At 35.3% G+C, this 20271-nt stretch carries 17 protein-coding genes; 13 read left to right on the plus strand and 4 right to left on the minus strand.

The window, feature by feature from the left end; genetic code table 11:
• The first annotated feature begins 192 nt into the window (after window positions 1-192).
• From FLAVO9AF_RS12190 to FLAVO9AF_RS12230, 9 genes are all read left to right on the plus strand, one after another.
• Window positions 193-636 (plus strand): GNAT family N-acetyltransferase, encoded by a 444-nt coding sequence (locus FLAVO9AF_RS12190; RefSeq protein ID WP_159689095.1) that lies wholly within the window; start codon window positions 193-195, stop codon window positions 634-636.
• Window positions 637-903: 267 nt separating this feature from the next.
• Window positions 904-2367: a lipopolysaccharide biosynthesis protein gene (locus FLAVO9AF_RS12195; protein WP_159689097.1), complete on the plus strand. Its 1464-nt coding sequence runs from the start codon at window positions 904-906 to the stop codon at window positions 2365-2367.
• 116 nt (window positions 2368-2483) lie between these two features.
• Window positions 2484-2918: a dUTP diphosphatase gene (gene dut, locus FLAVO9AF_RS12200; RefSeq protein WP_159689100.1), complete on the plus strand. Its 435-nt coding sequence runs from the start codon at window positions 2484-2486 to the stop codon at window positions 2916-2918.
• A gap of 135 nt (window positions 2919-3053) precedes the next feature.
• Window positions 3054-4070, plus strand: coding sequence for a sugar phosphate nucleotidyltransferase (locus tag FLAVO9AF_RS12205; RefSeq protein WP_159689102.1), 1017 nt, complete (start codon window positions 3054-3056; stop codon window positions 4068-4070).
• 13 nt (window positions 4071-4083) lie between these two features.
• Window positions 4084-5433 carry a lipopolysaccharide assembly protein LapB gene (locus tag FLAVO9AF_RS12210; RefSeq protein WP_159689105.1) on the plus strand — a complete coding sequence of 450 codons (1350 nt, stop codon included), beginning with the start codon at window positions 4084-4086 and terminating at the stop codon, window positions 5431-5433.
• The gene (locus FLAVO9AF_RS12215; protein WP_159689108.1) at window positions 5433-6206 is read left to right on the plus strand and encodes a DUF4292 domain-containing protein; all 774 of its coding nucleotides are present in this window, start codon (window positions 5433-5435) and stop codon (window positions 6204-6206) included. The genes FLAVO9AF_RS12210 and FLAVO9AF_RS12215 overlap by 1 nt, the downstream gene beginning before the upstream one ends.
• A 23-nt stretch (window positions 6207-6229) precedes the next feature.
• Window positions 6230-7453 carry a murein hydrolase activator EnvC gene (locus tag FLAVO9AF_RS12220; RefSeq protein WP_159689111.1) on the plus strand — a complete coding sequence of 408 codons (1224 nt, stop codon included), beginning with the start codon at window positions 6230-6232 and terminating at the stop codon, window positions 7451-7453.
• Window positions 7454-7559: 106 nt separating this feature from the next.
• The gene (locus FLAVO9AF_RS12225; RefSeq protein ID WP_159689114.1) at window positions 7560-8948 is read left to right on the plus strand and encodes a murein hydrolase activator EnvC; all 1389 of its coding nucleotides are present in this window, start codon (window positions 7560-7562) and stop codon (window positions 8946-8948) included.
• A gap of 69 nt (window positions 8949-9017) precedes the next feature.
• The gene (locus FLAVO9AF_RS12230) at window positions 9018-9758 is read left to right on the plus strand and encodes a 1-acyl-sn-glycerol-3-phosphate acyltransferase (RefSeq protein WP_159689117.1); all 741 of its coding nucleotides are present in this window, start codon (window positions 9018-9020) and stop codon (window positions 9756-9758) included.
• A 205-nt stretch (window positions 9759-9963) separates the two neighbouring features.
• Here the strand turns inward: FLAVO9AF_RS12230 and recA are convergent, their stop codons facing one another.
• The 4 genes from recA to FLAVO9AF_RS12250 form a co-directional block, all read right to left on the minus strand.
• Window positions 9964-10971 carry a recombinase RecA gene (recA, locus tag FLAVO9AF_RS12235; RefSeq protein WP_159691088.1) on the minus strand — a complete coding sequence of 336 codons (1008 nt, stop codon included), beginning with the start codon at window positions 10969-10971 and terminating at the stop codon, window positions 9964-9966.
• A gap of 161 nt (window positions 10972-11132) precedes the next feature.
• Window positions 11133-11642 (minus strand): acyl-CoA thioesterase, encoded by a 510-nt coding sequence (locus FLAVO9AF_RS12240; protein ID WP_159689120.1) that lies wholly within the window; start codon window positions 11640-11642, stop codon window positions 11133-11135.
• 26 nt (window positions 11643-11668) lie between these two features.
• On the minus strand, window positions 11669-12052 hold the full coding sequence (locus FLAVO9AF_RS12245) for a DoxX family protein (protein WP_159689123.1): 384 nt from the start codon (window positions 12050-12052) through the stop codon (window positions 11669-11671).
• A gap of 5 nt (window positions 12053-12057) precedes the next feature.
• Window positions 12058-13206 (minus strand): DNA polymerase III subunit delta', encoded by a 1149-nt coding sequence (locus tag FLAVO9AF_RS12250; RefSeq protein WP_159689126.1) that lies wholly within the window; start codon window positions 13204-13206, stop codon window positions 12058-12060.
• A gap of 353 nt (window positions 13207-13559) precedes the next feature.
• Between FLAVO9AF_RS12250 and FLAVO9AF_RS12255 the strand changes: the two genes are divergently transcribed.
• The 4 genes from FLAVO9AF_RS12255 to FLAVO9AF_RS12270 all read left to right on the plus strand — a co-directional run bounded on the left by FLAVO9AF_RS12255 (window position 13560) and on the right by FLAVO9AF_RS12270 (window position 20247).
• Window positions 13560-14000 carry a hypothetical protein gene (locus tag FLAVO9AF_RS12255; RefSeq protein ID WP_159689129.1) on the plus strand — a complete coding sequence of 147 codons (441 nt, stop codon included), beginning with the start codon at window positions 13560-13562 and terminating at the stop codon, window positions 13998-14000.
• 99 nt (window positions 14001-14099) lie between these two features.
• Window positions 14100-15392: a hypothetical protein gene (locus tag FLAVO9AF_RS12260; RefSeq protein WP_159689132.1), complete on the plus strand. Its 1293-nt coding sequence runs from the start codon at window positions 14100-14102 to the stop codon at window positions 15390-15392.
• 96 nt (window positions 15393-15488) lie between these two features.
• On the plus strand, window positions 15489-16979 hold the full coding sequence (locus FLAVO9AF_RS12265; protein WP_159689135.1) for a gliding motility-associated C-terminal domain-containing protein: 1491 nt from the start codon (window positions 15489-15491) through the stop codon (window positions 16977-16979).
• 1 nt (window position 16980) lies between these two features.
• On the plus strand, window positions 16981-20247 hold the full coding sequence (locus tag FLAVO9AF_RS12270) for a type IX secretion system membrane protein PorP/SprF (RefSeq protein WP_159689138.1): 3267 nt from the start codon (window positions 16981-16983) through the stop codon (window positions 20245-20247).
• Window positions 20248-20271: the final 24 nt, after the last annotated feature.

A 20271-nucleotide genomic window follows, 5' to 3' on the forward strand; every position in this document is an offset into this window, starting at 1 on the left:
ACAACTATAAATCAAATATTTAAAATGAAATCTATTTATGTGAATTTAAGTTATATGCTGTGATTTTAGTAAAAATTTATACTTGAGAACTATTAAATTCAAAAATTTCGATTAGATTTTCCCAAAATTCACCTTCCAACATCTTTCCATCTCATCCCTTTTTTCTCTAATTTTACACTTTTAAAATTACCTATGGAAATTCAACTTAGAGAATTGAGCACTAAAGAAGAGATGCTAGCTCGTATTGATATGATGCGTCATTTGTACCCCACTTTTACTATTGAAAAATACGATACTTATCTTGCCGAAATGATTCCGCATAACTATAAACAGCTTGCTGTTTTTGAAGGCGAAGTTTGTTTAGGAATTACGGGTTTTTGGCAAGGGTATAAATTATGGTCTGGGAAGTATATCGAAATCGATAATTTTGTAGTGCATCCCGACCATCGTGCCAAAGGTATTGGAAAAATGATGACCGATTATATTGATGCTAAAGCCAAAGCCACGAACTGCACGATGATTGTTTTGGATGCATTTACAGGAAACTTCAATGCGCATCGTTTTTATTACAACCAAGGGTATGTACCAAAAGGCTTTCATTTTCTGAAAATCATCAACGAAGACGGGCTTTCATAAAACTTTAAACCATATAAGGTCATCTAAGAGAGGTTTTAATAAAAGTGAATTCCCTTTGCGCACTTTGTAGTTAAATTTAACACCAAATCAAACGGCTACTATTCTTATATGACCTTATATGGTTCAAATAACAGTTGCTATCCCAAAAAGACTTCAATGGCTTCAATGTTTAAATAAAACCGTAATCCTTATGGTTAAATTTTTTTATTAAGTCAACCGTGAATTCGCTATTTTTGTTTTCTTAAGTCAAATCAAAACCAAACTACTTTGGGATTATATAAAAGTCTATTCAAACAAACTGCGATATACGGATTAGCAACTGTTTTACCTCGTATGCTCAGTTTTTTATTGGTGCGCTTGTACACTGGAATTTTACCAACAGCAGAGTATGGCGAAGTTTCTATCGTTCTCTCATGGATGGTTTTTTTCAACGTAATTTTATCGTACGGTATGGAAACCGCCTTTTTCCGTTTCTACAGTGCCGAAACCGACAAAGAAAATGTCATTGCCACAAGTACTATTTCTATTTTTTGGTCTTCCATTTTGTTTTTGTTTGGTGCTTTGATTTTTAGAAACACCTTAGCCTCATGGGCTCATGTAGATGTGCAGTACATTACGTTTACCATTTGGATTTTGGTTTTAGATGCCTTGGTGATTATTCCTTTTTCAAAATTAAGGGCTAACAAACGCCCTATGATGTATGCTATTATCAAAATAGGGAATGTAGTCGTAAACTTAGCACTGAACCTGTATTTCTTATTGGTTTTACCTATAATTTATGCCGATAATCCAGACTCTCTTTTGGGGAATATGTATATCGATAATTTCGAAATTGGCTACATTTTCGTTTCTAATTTGTTAGCGAGTTTGCTCACTTTTGTAGTACTTTCACCTAATTATGTTTCCTTAAAACGTAATTTTGATGCGGTACTTTGGAAAAAAATGATGCGCTACGGTTTGCCAATCTTAATTGCAGGAATTGCTTTTGCGGTAAACGAACATTTCGATAAAATTTTATTAGGCTATTGGTTGCCGGACAACATTGCCAAATCCGAAGTAGGAGCTTATTCTGCCTGTTATAAATTAGGGCTTTTTATGGTACTTTTTGCCACAGCTTTTCGATTAGGTATTGAACCGTTTTTCTTCAGTCATTCTAGTAATGAAAACGCCCCACAAACCTATGCGATGATTACCAAATATTTTGTCATTTTTGGTTCTTTGATTCTTTTGGGAGTAATCGTTTTTGCTGATATTTTAAAATTTTTATTACTAAAGGAAGAATCGTATTGGGAAGCCATGAAAGTGGTTCCGTTGATTATCTTGGCCAACTTCTTTTTAGGGATTTACAACAATCTTTCGGTTTGGTATAAGTTAACGGACAAGACAATTATTGGAGCATATATTTCGATAGTTGGTGCACTTTTGACCTTGCTTCTAAACTATATCTTGATTCCAACATTTAGCTATTACGGCTCCGCCATTGCTACGATTTCGGCTTATGGAAGTATGATGTTGATTTCCTATATTTTGGGCAAAAAACACTATCCTATTCCTTATGATATGGAAAAAATAGGTGCTTATTTAGGGATCTCTATTGTGTTTTCGGTGATTTCTTTTTACGGATTTAGAGAGAATTATTTCGTAGGAATCCCGTTATTGCTTGCGTTTCTTTATTTCATTTATCACAATGAGAAAACCACAATTTTAAATATTATTAAACGAAAAAAATAAAAAGGAGCTATTTCCTGCTGTACGCTATATCTGTGGTCCTGAACCCCAGGACCACAGGATGCCGCTTCCATCAGGGCTAGGGCCAAGTAGTAATCAAGACTTTTAGATTTAAAAAAATGACTATCAACATCATCAATACATCCGCACACGAATTACCTCATTACGAAACCATCGCTTCTGCGGGAATGGATTTGCGGGCGAATATAACCGAACCCATTACCTTGCTACCTTTAGAAAGAGCTATCGTGAAAACAGGTTTGTTTATTGAATTACCCATAGGTTACGAAGCACAAGTAAGACCTCGTAGTGGCTTGGCAGCCAAAAACGGAATCACCGTTCTCAATGCTCCAGGAACAATTGATGCCGATTATAGAGGGGAAATTGGTGTGATTTTAGTAAATTTATCCAATGAGACATTTGTAATCCAAAATGGAGAACGCATCGCTCAATTAGTAATCGCCAAACACGAACGCGCCGAGTGGGTCGCAGTCAACGAATTATCTGAGACCACAAGAGGTGCAGGAGGATTTGGTAGCACAGGAGTAAAATAGTAAACAGTGTTCAGCTTTTAGTATTCAGTTCGCAGTCTTCAAAGAAAGTGTTTGAACAAAAGCTAGTAAAAAATAATCTGAAGAGTATTTTGTTTTGACTTAATACTTAATTCTAAAATCTTAATACAAAATATAATGAAAATAATAGTACCAATGGCGGGACGTGGGTCTCGTTTAAGACCACATTCTTTAACCGTTCCAAAACCATTAATTCCCGTTGCAGGTAAACCAATCGTACATAGATTAGTAGAAGATATTGCCAAAATTTTAAAACAACCGATAGAAGAGATTGCTTTTATTTTAGGAGACGAAGCCTTTTTTGGAGACGATGTCGTGTCAAGTTTACAAGAATTAGCCCAAGAATTAGGCGCGAAAGCTTCTATTTACCGTCAGGATTTACCGTTGGGAACTGGTCACGCTATTATGTGTGCCAAAGAATCGTTATCTGGGCCAGCTGTAATTGCTTACGCGGACACCTTAATTCGTGCCGATTTTGAGTTAGATTCAGAAGCCGATGCTGTAATTTGGGTAAAACAAGTGGATGAGCCAGAAGCCTATGGTGTAGTAAAACTAAATGCTCAAAATGAAATTGTAGAATTGGTAGAAAAACCAAAAGAGTTTGTGAGTGACTTAGCCGTTATCGGAATTTACTATTTCAAACAAGTGGAAGTTTTAAAACAACAATTGCAAAACGTTTTGGACAACAACATCCAAAATGGAGGTGAATACCAAATCAACGACGGTATCAAAGGAATGATGGCCAATGGTAAAGTTTTCAAAACCGGAAGTGTAGACGAATGGATGGATTGTGGAAACAAAAACGTAACTGTTGAGACCAATGGTCGTATGCTTGGATTCTTGCAGCAAGATGGTGTTAATTTGATTGATCCTTCAGCAAAATTAGAGAATGCTACTATTATTCCTCCTTGTTTTATTGGGGAGAATGTTGTTTTATCGAACGTAACTATTGGACCTAATGTATCTTTAGGAAAAGCTTGCCACGTTTTTGATTCAACCATAAAAAACAGTTTGATTCAAACGCACGCTCATATCAAAAACGCAACTTTAGATAATGCGATGATTGGAAATCACGTCACCTATGATGGGAATTTCACAAGCATAAGTATTGGAGATTATTCGGTTTTAGAATAAAAAATAAAGTAAAATGAATCGTAGCATTGTAGCAATCTTAGTTATGGGATTCTTTGGAATTCCAACTTTCGTTCAGGCACAAGCTGAACCGGAAGAGATTGCTATGGCTACCAACGAATTTCAAGATTCTTTTTACGAAGCATTAAAGCAAAAGGGAATCGAGAATTATGATAAAGCTATTGTATCTCTTGAAAAATGCTTGAAGTCGCAACCCGATGATGCCGCTGTCCATTATGAGTTGGGCAAAAACTATTTAGCGTTAAAAAATTATGAAAGTGCTTATGCTTCTTTCGAAAAAGCAACCAGCATCGACCCTAAAAATAAATGGTTTTGGGTTGGAATGTACGATGTGACGTATGCCACTAAATCGTATACTCAAGGTATTTTGGTGCTCCAAAAGTTAATTCCATTGGATCCAAATTTTAAAGAAGATTTGGTGACTTTGTATATGGCTACGAACCAATACGACAAAGCTTTGGAATTAATCAACCAATTGAATGAGTCGGTTGGAAAAACAGATCAACGAGAAGCCTATAAAGCACGAATTTTATCGCAAGGGAAATATCAGAATACTGAAATTGAGCATTTGATTGGACAGATTGAAAAATTTCCAAAAGAGGAATCCAATTATATTGACTTGATCTATCGCTACTCCAAAAATAATGAAGTAGAAAAAATGCTCGAAGTAGCCAAAAAGTTAGAACGAGAAATTCCTACTTCGGAGTGGGCGCAAGTGAGTTTGTTTAAATTTCATATAGAAAAAAATGACGGACCGAAAGCGGTTCAATCGATGAATGTAGTTTTGGCGAGTAAAAAAATCGACACTAAAATAAAGCATCGGGTATTGAATGAGTTTTTACTTTTCGCTGGAAAAAATCCACAATACGATGCTGATTTAGAAAAAGCAATTACAATGTTGGAGGCCGATCCAACGGTTCCTGTTGCCAAAGAAGTTGGTAATTTTTATTACAACAAAAAACAATGGGAAAAAGCAGCAAAATATTATGAAAAGGCATTAGCCACAGATCCTAATTTGCCACTAGAAACGCCTATCTTGTTGCTACAGTCTTACACCGAAATGAAACAATTTGAGGTGTTGTCCAAAAAGGCACAATCCTTGTTAGAACGTTATCCGTCGCAACCTCATTTTTATTATTATGCTGGTTTGGGATACAACCAATTACAACAATTTAAAAAAGCAAAAGATGTGTTAGAAACTGGAATAGATTATGTGATTGAAAATCCAGTTTTAGAAGCTAATTTTTATATTCAATTAGGCGAAACATTCAATGGTCTTGGAGATATGGCTAAAAAAGACTTCTTTTTTTCCAAAGCCAATCAATTAGTAAAAGAAAAGAAATAATGAAGAAATACGGATTACTTTTTGTTCTCATAACACTGATTTCTTGTAAATCTAAGTCGGGTGTGGTGATGGCTGTACCAAAAGAAAACAAGAATACTACTAGTTCTGTCATCGAAAAATTATACCAAAACAAAAATGATTTTTCGACTTTGTACATCAAATCTAGCGCGAATTACGCTGATGAAAAGATGTCACAAAATGTTACGGCAGAAATTAAGATAAAAAAAGATGAACAAATATTAGTGAGTGTTCGTTTTTTGGGAATTACTATGGCCAAAGCATTAATTACTCCAGAAGGAGTAAGTTATTACGAAAAAATTAATGGGAGTTATTTTGAAGGCGATTTTAAAGGTTTGAGCCAATGGCTTGGAACCGATTTGGATTATTCAAAAATTCAAAATTTGTTGGTAGGACAAGCCATAGACGATTTGACGAAAGGTAAATATAAAGAAACCCTTGAGCCAGATCAAAAGTATAAACTAGAAGATTTGTCTAATGAGAATACCCAAAAATCTTTTTTTATTGATGCCTTAAAATTCGTTCTTCAGAAGCAAGAAATTGCCCAAGCCAAAGAGGGTAGAAGTATAGAAGTTGCTTATGGTAATTTTGAGCAACATACAAATGTAGCTTTACCTTCTAATGTTCAAATAGTAGCGCTACAGCCCAAAGGGAAAACCGAAATTAAACTCAATTATAACACCATAACAGTAAACGAAGCACTTTCTTTTCCATATAGTGTCCCAAGTGGGTATAAAAGAATTTTAATTAAGTAAATTTGAATCAAAACATTTTTGATATGCCAAAATTTCTCCTAAGTATACTTTTCTTGTGTTTGACTTCATTGGTTTGGGGGCAGGAATCGCAGCAAGAAAAATTAGAACAACGCAAAGCCCAGATTCAACAAGAAATTAGGGAAAATGAGAAGCAATTACAATCCGTTAAGAAAAAAGAAAAATCGGCAGTAACGGTGGTAATGTTGCAAGCCAACAAAATCAAATTGCAAGAAAAGTTAATTAAGACCACTGAAAAGCAAGCCAAGGTTTTAGGAAATGATATGTACATTAACCAAGTTAAAATCAATAAACTTAAAAAAGAATTAGAAATACTCAAAGAAGATTATGCTCGAATGATTGTCAAATCCTATAAAAGCAGATCTGAAGAGAGTAGAGCAATGTTTTTGTTGTCTTCAGAAAATTTCTTGCAAGCCTACAAGCGAGCGCAATATATGAAGCAATATTCGAGTTTCCGCAAAATGCAAGGAGAAGAAATTAAATCCAAATCACTCGAATTGCAAGACTATAACGGCCGTTTAGCTATTCAGAAAAAGGAAAAGCAAAAGATTATTGCCGAAAGAGAAAAAGAGCGCTTAGCATTAGAAAAACAGAAGAAAGAACAATTGCGTTTGGTCAATGCTATCAAGAAAGATAAAAACAAAATTATGGCTGCGATTCGTAAAAAACAATCCGAAACCAAAGCCATAGACCGTCAGATAGATCGATTGATTAGAGAAGCCATTGCCGAGGCTAATAGAAAAGCGGCTAAGGACGGAACGGCGACAGGTGGCTCGTCCTCAAGAATAGCATTAACAGCTGAGGCTAAAATTTTGGCCGATAACTTTAGGGCAAACAAGGGCAAGTTACCTTGGCCAGTAGAAAAAGGCTTTGTCTCCTTGGGATATGGTAAACAGCCTCATCCAGTCTATCCAACTCTTGTAATCAACAATAGTGGTGTAGAGATTACTACAGAATCAGGAGCTTATGCACGATCTGTTTTTGCCGGTGAAGTAACTAATATTATCGTGCTTTCTCCAGTAAATAAAGCGGTAATGATTCAGCACGGAGATTGTTTTACGGTCTACCAAAACTTGAGTTCTGTATCGGTTTCTAAAGGAGATAAAGTGGGGATTAAACAAAATTTAGGAAAAATTAGAACCAATAGCGAAGGGAAGACGGTACTTAAATTTACCATCTCTCAAAATGCTACCTATAATAATCCAGCAAGTTGGTTGTACAATATGTAATCAATTTTTAAGTTATACTAAAAGCACTATTTTCTCTTAAGATTAGATAGTGCTTTTTTTAATTCTACTTTAGAAATAACTATTTTTGCAAAAAAAATAAAGCTACATGCCTAAGTCTCTTTTTAGTTTAGTATTACTTGGTTTTACCACTTTTGTATTTGCTCAAAAATCCCAACAGGAAAATCTAGAACTCCGAAAAGCTAAGATTCAAAAAGAGATTATTGATAACGAAAAGAAGTTACTGACCGTAAAAAAGAAAGAAAAAACGGCCGTTGAAGTAATGGATTTGCAGACGAAAAAAATAAAACTCAAAGAGACTTTAATTCAAACTACCGAGAAACAAACGCAATTGTTGAGCAATGATATGCAGGCGAACGAGTTGAAAATTGACCGTTTGGACAATGAATTGAATTTGCTAAAAGTAGATTATGCTGAGATGATTCTCAAATCCTACAAGAGTCGTTCAGAAGAGAGTAAGGCGATGTTTATACTGTCGTCTTCTAGTTTTTTGCAAGCCTATAAAAGACTTCAATACATGAAGCAATATGCGAGTTATCGCAAAACACAAGGCAAAGAAATTGAACACAAATCAAAAGAATTAATGAGCTATTATGAACAGTTGAAAGCTCAAAAAATTCAAAAAGAACGCCTTATTGCCGAAAATGAAAAAGATAAAAAGTCATTGGAGGTGGCTAAAAACGAACAACAAAAGATTGTGCTTTTGCTTCAAAAAGACAAAAGTAAAATTGTAGCGGACATTAAAAAGAAACAACAACAAGCTCGTGCTATTGATAGAGAAATTGATCGATTGATTCGTAAAGCCATAGCCGAAGCCAATAGAAAAGCGGCTTTAGCAAGAGCTGCAAAAGAAAAAGCGCTCAAAGACAAGTTGGCCAAAGAGAAGGCTTCTGCTGATAGATTGGCTAAGGAAAAAGCATTGGCAGAAAAAGCCAAAAGTGGCGGTAAGAAAGATGCTAAAGCGAAAGAAATTGTGGTTCCTGTTAAAGACAATCCATCCAAAGTTGTAGCTATTGCTCCTGTTTCATCTACAGTAATGGAATTGACCTCAGAAAGTAAATTGGTTTCTGATAATTTTAAAGCTAACAAAGGTAGATTGCCTTGGCCAGTTGATAAAGGAACTGTTTTCTTAGGTTTTGGTACGCAAGCTCACCCGGTTTACAAAAGCCTAACCATCCAAAATAGCGGATTGTCTATTGCGACTTATAATGGCGCTCATGCAAGAGCTGTTTTTGCAGGAGAAGTATTTTCGGTTATTGCTATTTCAAATAACAAAGCGGTTATGATTCAGCATGGAGATTATTTTACCGTGTACCAAAACTTGAGTACTATTAATGTAAGCAAGGGAGATAAAGTAACTACAAAGCAAAGTTTGGGAACCATTCGTACCAATTCTGACGGCAAGACCATTTTGAAATTCACTTTATGTCAGAACGTACATTATGTCAATCCAAAACCTTGGTTGTCTCCAAAATAATATTTGATTTAACTTTTCTTGCTTGATTTTTTTTACAATTGGTATTCAAAATTCCTTACTTTTGAAACCATGAGAATTTTTAAAGTATTTTTTTGGATAGTTTGGAGGATTTGGTTTTACATTCTGATGGCCATTCCTATCTTGATAATGTTTCCTTTTTTGGTTATTTCCATTCTTACAGAAAGTGGGTATCCTTATTTTTTTAAGATGGCTCGTATTTGGGCAAAGGTTATTTTGTTCGGAATGGGTTTTAGTTATAAAGTAAATCAAGAACCTGTTTTAGAGGCAAAAACGAGTTACATGATTGTAGCCAATCATACATCGATGGTAGATATCATGTTGATGTTAGCAATTATTAAAAATCCATTTGTTTTTGTGGGTAAACAGGAATTGGTGAAAATTCCTTTGTTTGGATTTTTTTATAAACGTACTTGTATTCTTGTTGATCGTGGTTCAGCCAAAAGTAGAAGAGATGTTTTTGAAGCTGCTCAACAAAGGATTAAAAGAGGATTAAGTGTGTGTATTTTTCCTGAAGGAGGTGTGCCTGATGATGAGTCTATAGTTTTGGACGAATTTAAAGATGGGGCATTTCGACTAGCTATTGAACATCAAATTCCTATTTTACCGATAACTTTCCCAGATAATAAAAAACGTTTTTCTTATACTTTTTTTAGTGGGAGTCCAGGATTGATGAGGGCACATATCCATTCAATTATTGTAACAAAAGGGTTGAATAGTGATTTACGTAAAGAGATAAAAGAAAAAACACGTTCTGTAATACTCAAGAAGTTACTTAATTTCAGTAGTTAAGCTATTTTTGAATGATTTTTCTTAAGCACAAACCCGCTTGTTTTTTCAATATTCTGTAATCTGGACAAATTATTTTTTTTTATCCAATTCTCAGCGAGTTTAAAAGTAAGTTTATACTTTAGTTTTTTTACTTTTATGGTATAAAAAAAGCTATTTATTCGATGAAGGTATCACGAGTAAATAGCTTTATTGTTTTTAGAAGTAACTATTCGCTAGCCAATTCTTTGATATGTGCTTTTATTTTTATTTCTAATTCGTCTGCTAATTCTGGATTATCTTTGATGAGTGTTTTTACAGCATCGCGACCTTGACCTAATTTTGTTTCGCCATAGCTAAACCAAGAACCCGCTTTTTTAATAATTTCGAATTCAACAGCAAGATCTAGAATTTCTCCAGTTTTAGAAATCCCTTCACCATACATAATATCAAACTCTGCTACTTTGAACGGTGGTGCAACTTTGTTTTTTACAATTTTAACTTTGGTTCGGTTTCCTAAAACATTTTCCCCGTCTTTAATTTGAGTAGAACGACGAATGTCTAAACGAACGGAAGCATAAAATTTCAAAGCATTACCACCTGTTGTTGTTTCTGGGTTACCAAACATTACACCAATTTTCTCTCTTAATTGGTTGATGAAAAACACAGTACAATGTGTTTTGCTAATGGTTCCTGTTAACTTTCTTAAGGCTTGTGACATCAAACGAGCATGTAAACCCATTTTTGAATCTCCCATTTCGCCTTCAATCTCACTTTTTGGAGTCAAGGCAGCAACAGAGTCAATTACTACAATGTCAATTGCACCAGAACGAATTAAATTCTCAGCAATTTCAAGCGCTTGTTCCCCGTTGTCAGGTTGAGAAATGATAAGGTTTTCAATATCAACTCCCAGTTTTTCAGCATAATTTCTGTCAAAAGCATGTTCTGCATCTATAAAAGCTGCAATTCCACCAGCTTTTTGTGCTTCAGCTATGGCGTGTAATGTTAGTGTGGTTTTACCTGAAGATTCAGGTCCAAAAATTTCGATAATCCTTCCTTTTGGATATCCGTTAACTCCCAAGGCTAAGTCTACACCTAATGAACCTGAAGAAATTGTTTCCACTTCTTCAATGGCCTTATCGCCCATCTTCATTACAGTGCCTTTTCCGTAGGTTTTATCTAATTTGTCAAGCGTTAATTGTAACGCTTTTAATTTGGCTTCTTTGTCTGAACTCATCTTTTCTTTCATCTAAATTTTTGGGTTTATAACTAATTATAGGCGTATAGGTTACTACTATTTAAGGTAATAACGAGTGTTTAGGTAAAAATACACTTTTTTTTTATGCTAGTAAAGCTGTCTTTTAATATTCCAATCAAAAAAAACAATACTACTATTTATTAACTGAATAAGGCTTTTAATTCTGTAGCATCATGAGGATTCATTTTTCCTGCGAGTACCAAACTTAATTGTTTTCTTCTCAAAGCGGCATCAAATCGTTGTTTCTCTAATTCTGTTTCTGGAATAATTGGAGCAACTTCTACGGGTCTTCCAGTATCGTCAACGGCTACAAATGTGTAGATACCTTCATTTGCTTTATTGCGTTGGCCGGATTCTCGATCTTCAATCCAAACATCTATATATATTTCCATTGAACTTTTGAATGATCTAGAGATTTTCGCTTCAACGGTAACTACGCTGCCAATAGGAACTGCTCTATTGAAGGCGACGTGATTTACAGAAGCTGTTACCACTATTCTTCTAGAATGTCGGCGTGCAGCAATACTGGCCGCGCGATCCATACGGGCTAATAATTCTCCACCAAAGAGGTTGTTTAGAGGATTTGTTTCGCTTGGTAAAACTAGGTCGGTTAAAATGGTTAGAGATTCTGATGGATGTTTTGGAATCATATAAGTAAAAATAAAATTGTGTTGAATTAATTAAGCCAGTATACGGCTATGACTGATGGGATGAAATAGATTACTATTGTTCTTGCTCCGTCATAATCTTTTGCTAAACGTTGGCCGAACAGTAACATTAATAGCGTAATACTAGAAAATAAGGCGCCGTAATATCCGTAAAGTTTTCCATTGGTTAAGTACAGTTCTATACTGCCAACGATACATAAAATTCCTGAAATCAATTCAAGGAATAATACGTGTGCAAGCGCTAATGGCACTTGATTTTTTAAAGCTGTTTTAGAGAAATGTTCTTTAAGCCAGCTAACATTATCTTTCCAATAAAATATTTTATCATATGCTGATTGGATGAAAGTAATGGCCAAAAAAACTAATAATAGAAGTGAGGCTGTATTGTGCATAATAGTTATTTTTTATGAAATAATCGAGTTAATTGAATAGATACATCGGTTAAAATGATTTTTGCATTACCATTTCTTTCAATGTGATACAATGCATCTGAAAGTGTAGTGAAAATATCATTGATATTATTACTATGAATGAAAGGAGCGAAATTTTCTAATTTAAACTTTTCTACTTTAGGTTCAAAATAAACTAATTGTTGGGCTTGATAATTGAGTAGCAAAGCTTGTCTGAAAAATTCAATACAGTATTCTAAAAATTTTTTTTGTTTTTCCCTGCCTAGTTGCGCAATCTGTTCGCTCCATTGTATTAAATCTTGAATTGCAGCAGCATTCCCTTTTGCTTTAAAAGCGGCTCTAACCCAAACAACAAACCATTCCTCAAAAACCAAATCATCACCATCTTGATGCAATAGATGCAAGGCTTTATTATAGTTTCCTTGTGCTTGATGTGCTAGATTTTGTGCTGATTTTTGATCTAATTTATGTTGATTTATTAATGTGTCCATAATAACCTCTTCAGGAACGCCATTGAAATGAATGGCTTGACATCTAGAGCGAATAGTAGAAATTATTGCTTCTTCATTCTCAGTTATTAATAAAAAAATTGTTTTCTCAGGTGGTTCTTCTAAAAGCTTTAATAATTTATTGGCTGCAGCAGTATTCATTTTATCTGCCATCCAAACTATCATTACTTTGTGTCCGCCTTCATACGATTTTAGAGCCAAAGATTTAAGAATTTCTTGAGCATCATCTACTCTAATTTCGCCTTGTTTGTTTTGTACGCCTAAAAAAGAATACCAGTCCAAAAGATTGCCGTATGGATTTTTAGTAACAAATTCTCTCCATTCTGTTATGAAATCAATACTTTTGGGCTTGCTTTTAACCTCTTCGGTACTTACTGTTGGATATATGAAATGAAGATCTGGATGGGCTAAATTTTGAAATTTCAAATTACAACTTTCATTTCCGTTTGTATTCTCACCATTTGTATTGGAACACAAAATATATTGTGCATAGGCAATTGCTATTGATAAAGTACCGCATCCTTCAGGCCCTATAAATAATTGAGCATGAGGAATTCTGCCGGTGTCTGCACTTTTGATCAAATGTGCTTTAATGGGTTGCTGTCCTAGTATAGATGAAAATTGCATAAAGCAAAGATAATAGAAATTGATAGAGACCGAAATTTTATATAGTAATCTTTAAATAGAATCGAATTGGACTTGTAAATCAGCTTTTTATATTTGTAAATATTTACTGTTATTAACATTTTTAAGATGTTAAAATTTAAGTATTTTTAAGCAACAATCTTATTAAATCTTATTATGTGTATTACGTACAAACACCTGTTAATTAAGGTCTTAAAGTTCTTTTTTATCGATGAAATACACGTTTTTTTTCAATCTGTACTATTTTTTATTCATAAAATTATCGTAAAAAGTTGTGAGTTAAGTTAATTTCGTTATTTTTGTTATTAACATTTTAATTAACAAAAAAGAAAGACATGAAAGGGAAAATTATTTTTTTTGGATTAGTATTATTTTTTGTGGTAGGTTTTGCATCAGCTCAAACTAAAATACCACAAAGTATTATTAGTAGAACAGCTCTAGTTAAGAAGTATCACACAAAACCAGAGTTGGAAAATTTGCAAAAAGGGCCTCTTTTAGAGTTGTACATTGAAAGAATTAAAGTTTTGGTAAAAACTTTACCCTACATAGCTTTAGTAACTAAGCCAGGAGTTACATTAACTGATTTAGGGATTCCTGATGATGCTACCAATAGTAAAGCATTAACTGCACAGGCAGACAGTATGAGTTCTTTCTTGGATGTTACAGTTGAATTCCAAAGAAAAATGGTTCCTTATGCAGATAAAGGAAATTTAATTTCTGCCATTTTGTTTTATGAAGAAACTTTAAAATCATTGAATACTCTAGGTGAAAACTAGAAGTGTTCAAAGAGCACAGATTTATTTCATTTAGACAATGTTTTAAATTTGTGTCACTTAATAGGAGTGAAAAAAATATCCACCCTAAATCTTAACCTTATGAAAAAAAGTATTCAATTTTTATCTTTGTTGCTATTAGTTTTTTGTGGTGCTAAGGCACAACAAGAAAAAGGTATCATAGGTTCTACAAATTGGTTGAGCAATTGGACTGAGTTCAAGCCCGCAAAAGTAGATTATGGAGAGCCAAATCAAATCTTAGCTGGAAATATTTCTACCAACACCAAGTTGTTAAAAAGAAATGTTTATCTTTTACAAGGTGCAGTGTATGTAGATAACAATGCGGTCTTGACAATCGAGCCAGGTACGGTGATTATTGGTGATTTTCAGTCAGGTGCAGCATTAGTAATTACTAAAGGGGCATCAATCAATGCTGAAGGTCTAGAAACTGATCCTATTGTTTTTACTTCTAATCGCAGTGTTAAAAAGGCTGGTGATTGGGGAGGTATAGTAATTTTAGGGGATGCTCCAATCAATAAATTTGGTGGCGTAGCTTCAGTCAATTACGATTTAGATAATGCTCTGACGGTTTACGGTGGTGACAATCCTGCTGCTTCATCTGGAATTTTGCGTTACGTACGTATTGAGTATGCAGGTAAAAAAGTACGAGGAAGCGGTAACTTTAATGGGTTGTTTTTAGGAGGTGTTGGAAACAAAACTGTCATTGAAAATGTAATGGTCAGTTTTTCTGCAGGTGATTCCTTTGAAGTATATGGTGGAGATGTAGTAATGAATAAAATGGTTTCATTGAAAGCCAACGGAATTGACTACAAATTCAATTATGGTGTTCAATGTAAAATAGATAATTCATTGGCAATTCGTTCTTCTTATATTTCTAGCAATACTTCTGCCTCAAGATGTTTTGACCTAGCTTCTTATGAACAAAAAAGTGAAGTTGATTTTAATAAAAAACAAACAAATGTAGTGGCTACAAATCTTACATTCGTTAATGATAGTGAAGATTTAGCAGCTGATATGCAAAATGGTTTAATTAAAGATGCAGTACGTGTAGCCGAAAACACCTTTTTAGAATTGAAGAAAAGTGTCATTTCAGGTTTCAATCCTGCGGTAGTTTTGGATGCAAAAATGGAAGTTACTGCACCAAACTTGAAAAAAATTAAATTAGAACAATTGTACATTAACTTCTGTAAAGGAAATATTTTCACCGAATTTAATCCTGAAAATGAAGAATTAGAGAATTGGTATGGTAATAGTGCTTTCTTTAATGTATATGATAAAAAGCATAATGCTGAGGCATTTATTGATTTCTCAAATGAGAAAAGACCTGATTTCAGATTAAGAATTTCAAAAATAACAGCTTCAAATAACAACTAGATTGTTTTTAAAAATAATGACTTTGGTTGCCCCCCAACAACCGAAGTTTTTATTTTTTTTTATTTAAAAACCTTGTAAAAACCCCCAGATTTAAGCATGAAAAGGTACAATAAGGTCTTTTTTTTGGTACAATTTTTTTTTTATTTAGTAATAGGTTCAACCCCATTTTTAAATAAACTTCAGGCACAAATAGTAATCGGAAAACCTACTTTCCCATTCACTCAGATTTGTGCAAATCCATCATTCAATACTTTTGATGTTAACTTTAGTTTCACGCCAACTAGCGGAATTAATGCGTCCAATCAATTTATTGTGGAGATGTCTGATGGTAGTGGAAGTTTTGCTACCCCTACAGTAGTCCATACTTCTGTGGCGGGAGCTATAACGACTTCGCCTGCCAAAATTACTTTTTCAGTTCCAGTTACGACTAGTGGAGAAGCTTACAGATTGCGTATTCGTAGTACTTCACCAGCAGCGACCAGTCAGCTTTCAAATCCTTTTCCAGCTTACTACAAGCCACAGGACAGTCAATTTACCATCAACAACAGTATCTCTAACGTGGTATTTTGTTCTGGAGGTTCGTATGTACTTTCGATTGATAATCCGGGAACAGGAACCAATGATTCTCCTTTAAAATACCCAGGACTTACCTTTAATTGGTTTAGAGACAATGGACCAACTGTGGTGCCAACCAAAGTGGCTTCTGCAACAGGAGGCACTTATACAGTAACCACTCCCGGAGTTTATTATGCAGAGACCAATTATGGAACGTGTACTTCTGACTCCTATTCCAATCGTGTTACCGTAACTTCAGCTAGTTCTGGAGCAACAGCAATTATTACCTCTAGTTTGGGTAATCCTTTTTGTACTAGTCAAGGCCCAACAGTTTTGTCGGTTACCAAAGGGAATACTTATCAATGGTATAAGGACAATATTGCTATTGCCAATGCAACTAATCAAACCTATTCAGTGACAACTCCTGGACAATATAGTGTAAAAGTTAGCTTTGGAAGTTGTGATGCGAATGCAAGTATAGATTTGCAAGAAATCACGTTTTCAAGTAGTTTAAATGTCAATGCTACTAATGCAATCGTACCAGGCGAAAATCTTGATGTTATTGTTACAACTGCTGCTGTTAATCCAACTTATCAATGGTTTTTTAATGGAGCACAAATTCCTAATGTTGCTACGAACACCTATACTGTTACCACAAAAGGGAGTTATAAAGTCGCGATTACTCAACCAGGAAGTTGTACTGTAACGAAAGAGTTGGCTTTTGAAGTAACCTATACTACAGATCCTAATCCATTTCCAGATGTACCTAATATTCCAAATATCATTAGTCCGAATGGAGATTTTATAAACGATACTTGGATTTTACCTTTAGACTATGTGAGTGGAACAGATACCGAGGTAATGATAGTAAGTGCCTTAGGAGAAGTTGTTTTGCAAACCAAAGATTATCAAAATGATTGGCCTACAATCACCAGCCCTATTGATTTTAAAAACGTGAATCCCATTTATTATTATATTATCACAACACCAGATAAAAAGGTAAAAAAAGGATCAATAACTGTGATAAAATAATATGAAGAAAATTTTACTATTCATTGCTTTTTTTTATGGTATACACCACGAACTCTATGCTCAAGCTGTACAAGCTGAGGATGGGGTTGTTTCGTTTACACTACCTATTCGTACTTCTTTAAAGTACAATCGTTTTGTAGTAAACCCTACTTTTAGTTTTGTACGTGAACAAAGTACTATCGCTAGTATATTTAGTAAAAGACAGTGGGTACAATTTGATAATGCTCCCACTACTTATTTTGCTAGTTATTCAGGCCGATTTTTAGAAAATGAAGGTATAGGTTTGGGTGTTTTTAAGCAAAATTACGGTGTGCTTACTACTTTTGGTGCTTTGGCAAACTTTGCTCATAATGTAGTTTTAGAACAAGATAGCAATCTGACTTTTGGACTTAATTTAAGTGCTTATAAAAGCGGATTAGATGCTGGAAAAGTTATTGCAAATGGTGTAGCGGATCCTTCTTTAAACAATATTCCTTCCAATTTTCTTTTGACTGTTAGTCCTGGTATTAACTATGGTACTACTTTTTTTGATTTTGGTCTAGCTTTAAATAATATTGTAAGTTATAATTTTAGTACCTCTAATATGCTTCAGGATGATCCTGAAAAAGCGGTTCAAGCACATATTATGTACACAGGTTATTTGGACACTTATGGCTTTTTTGATAAAAGTAAATTTTCAACTTTAGTTCGATCTGAATTTAAAAAAGACAAAACGGTTCTTTCTGGATTAGCCATGTTTTCCATTCCGATGGGTGTTTGGGCACAGGCAGGCTATAATACATTATATGGCATTTCTGCAGGTATAGGTATGAACATTACTTCAAGTATATCTATTGAATATAATTTTGAGAAAGGAATGGGAGGTTTTGATGCCTTTGGTTCTTCACATGACATTGTTTTAGCATATAAGTTCAAAAACAAAACATATTATTATGGAGATGATGAGGAAGAAGGCGCTTTAATTAAACCAAGTGAAGCACCTTCTAAACCTTCTACTATTCAGCCTAAACAAAGTACATTATTATCCCCTGTGGATAAAGCTAATTTAGAAGCAGCAAGAAAAGAAGCTCAAGCAGCTAGAGAACAAATGCGTTTGGCTAAATTAAAAGAAATAGCTGATGCTAAAGCGAAAGCAGAGGCTGATGCCAAAGCGAAATTAACTGCAGATGCTAAAGCCAAAGCAGATGCTGAAGCCCAACAAAAAGCAGCTCTTGAAAAAGAGCGATTGAACAAAGAACGATTAGCGTCAGAGGCGAAAGCCAAAGCTGATGCTGAAGCAAAAGCTAAAGCAGCCGTACCAACAGCAGCACAAAAAGCAGCAGCAGAGAAAGCTCGTTTAGCTAAACTTGCAGCAGATGCAAAAGTAAAAGCAGATGCTGAAGCACAACAGAAATCAGCTGAATTAGAGCGTCAACGTCAGGCTAAATTAGCAGCTGATGCGAAAGCTAAAGCGGATGCAGAAGCAGCACAAAAAGCAGCAGCAGAGAAAGCTCGTTTAGCGAAATTAGCTGCGGATGCAAAAGTAAAAGCCGACGCAGAAGCACAGCAAAAAGCAGCAGCCGATGCGAAAGCTAAAGCGGATGCTGAGGCAGAACGTTTACGTCAAGAGAAACTAGCTGCAGATGCTAAAGCTAAAGCAGATGCTGAAGCCGCACAAAAAGCAGCAGCCGATGCGAAAGCGAAAGCCGATGCTGAAGCAGAGCGTTTACGTCAAGAGAAATTAGCTGCAGATGCTAAAGCTAAAGCAGATGCAGAAGCACAACAAAAAGCAGCAGCCGATGCGAAAGCTAAAGCGGATGCTGAAGCAGAACGTTTGCGTCAAGAGAAATTAGCTGCGGATGCAAAAGCGAAAGCAGATGCAGAAGCTCAGCAAAAAGCAGCAGCTGATGCGAAAGCTAAAGCTAAAGCTGATGCTGAAGCAGAACGTTTGCGTCAAGAGAAATTAGCTGCGGATGCAAAAGCGAAAGCAGACGCTGAAGCACAACAAAAAGCAGTAGCCGATGCGAAAGCTAAAGCGGATGCTGAGGCAGAACGTTTGCGTCAAGAGAAATTAGCAGCCGATGCGAAAGCTAAAGCAGACGCTGAAGCTGCACAAAAAGCAGCAGCCGATGCAAAAGCCAAAGCAGATGCAGAAGCCGCACAAAAAGCAGCAGCTGATGCGAAAGCCAAAGCAGATGCAGAAGCAGAACGTTTGCGTCAAGAGAAACTAGCAGCAGATGCTAAAGCCAAAGCAGAAGCAGAAGCCGCACAAAAAGCAGCAGCTGAAGCTAAAGCCAAAGCGGATGCTGAGACAGAACGTTTACGTCTAGCGAAATTAGCAGCGGATGCTAAAGCTATAGCGGATGCAGAAGCAGAGAAAATACGTTTGGCTAAATTAGCGGCAGCGGCTCCTTTAGTTAAAGATGAAAGTGCCAAAGCAATAGATAATTTAGCGAAACAAGCTGAGGAATCTAGCAAAATGCAACAATCGTTAATCGCACAGTTGGATCAAAAAGTAGCCAATAAAGCGAAAGAGTTGCGAGACATGAAAGAGGAAAATGATTTGAGTGAGCAAGGAATTGTGAGAGAGCCACAAGAAATTAAGAGCACCTCTAACGATAATGCAGCTATCGAATCGTTGAAATCTCAAATCGCGGCCTTGAACAAAATGCAAGAGGATAACATCGCAAAAATCAAGAACTTGTTTGATGATCGTATCAAAAAAGGAGCTAGCGCAACGGATGCTTTGAGTGTAAGTTACTTAAAATCGATTGATCAATTAAAAGCGGAACAAGCAGCTAGTGTTCAAAGCAATAGCAAATTGGTTCAAACTTTAGAGAATATTAAAGTAGCAGTTGAGATTGAGAAAAAACGTAGAATCAAACGTGCGAATTCGTTGAATGATACCGATCGATTGGCGCAAGATCAAGCTACTTTGAAACGTATTAAAGAAACCACCAAAGTAAGTGCAACACCACTTAAAGAAAGTGATTTTGATTTTGGTGAAGAGCAATCGAACATGCAAATTATGAAGCGTGTATCGAATACACCAAGTGGCTATTACATGATTATGGCGGTACATAAAGATATTGCTAAACGTGACGCCTTCTTAACGAAAGCCGTTGCTTCAGGAATGAAAAATGTGGCTTTCTATTATGACGCCAACACTAGTAGTTATTATATCTACAGTACAATGTTCGATAATTTGCAAGAAGCACAGCAAGAAATGAAAACAAAAGCAAGTAATCCATCTACTAGTAAAATGGTAATTGTAAAAGTGGAAAACTAATGCTAAGAGGAATTAAAAACGGGA

This window comes from Flavobacterium sp. 9R (assembly GCF_902506345.1).
Taxonomy (GTDB): Bacteria; Bacteroidota; Bacteroidia; order Flavobacteriales; family Flavobacteriaceae; genus Flavobacterium.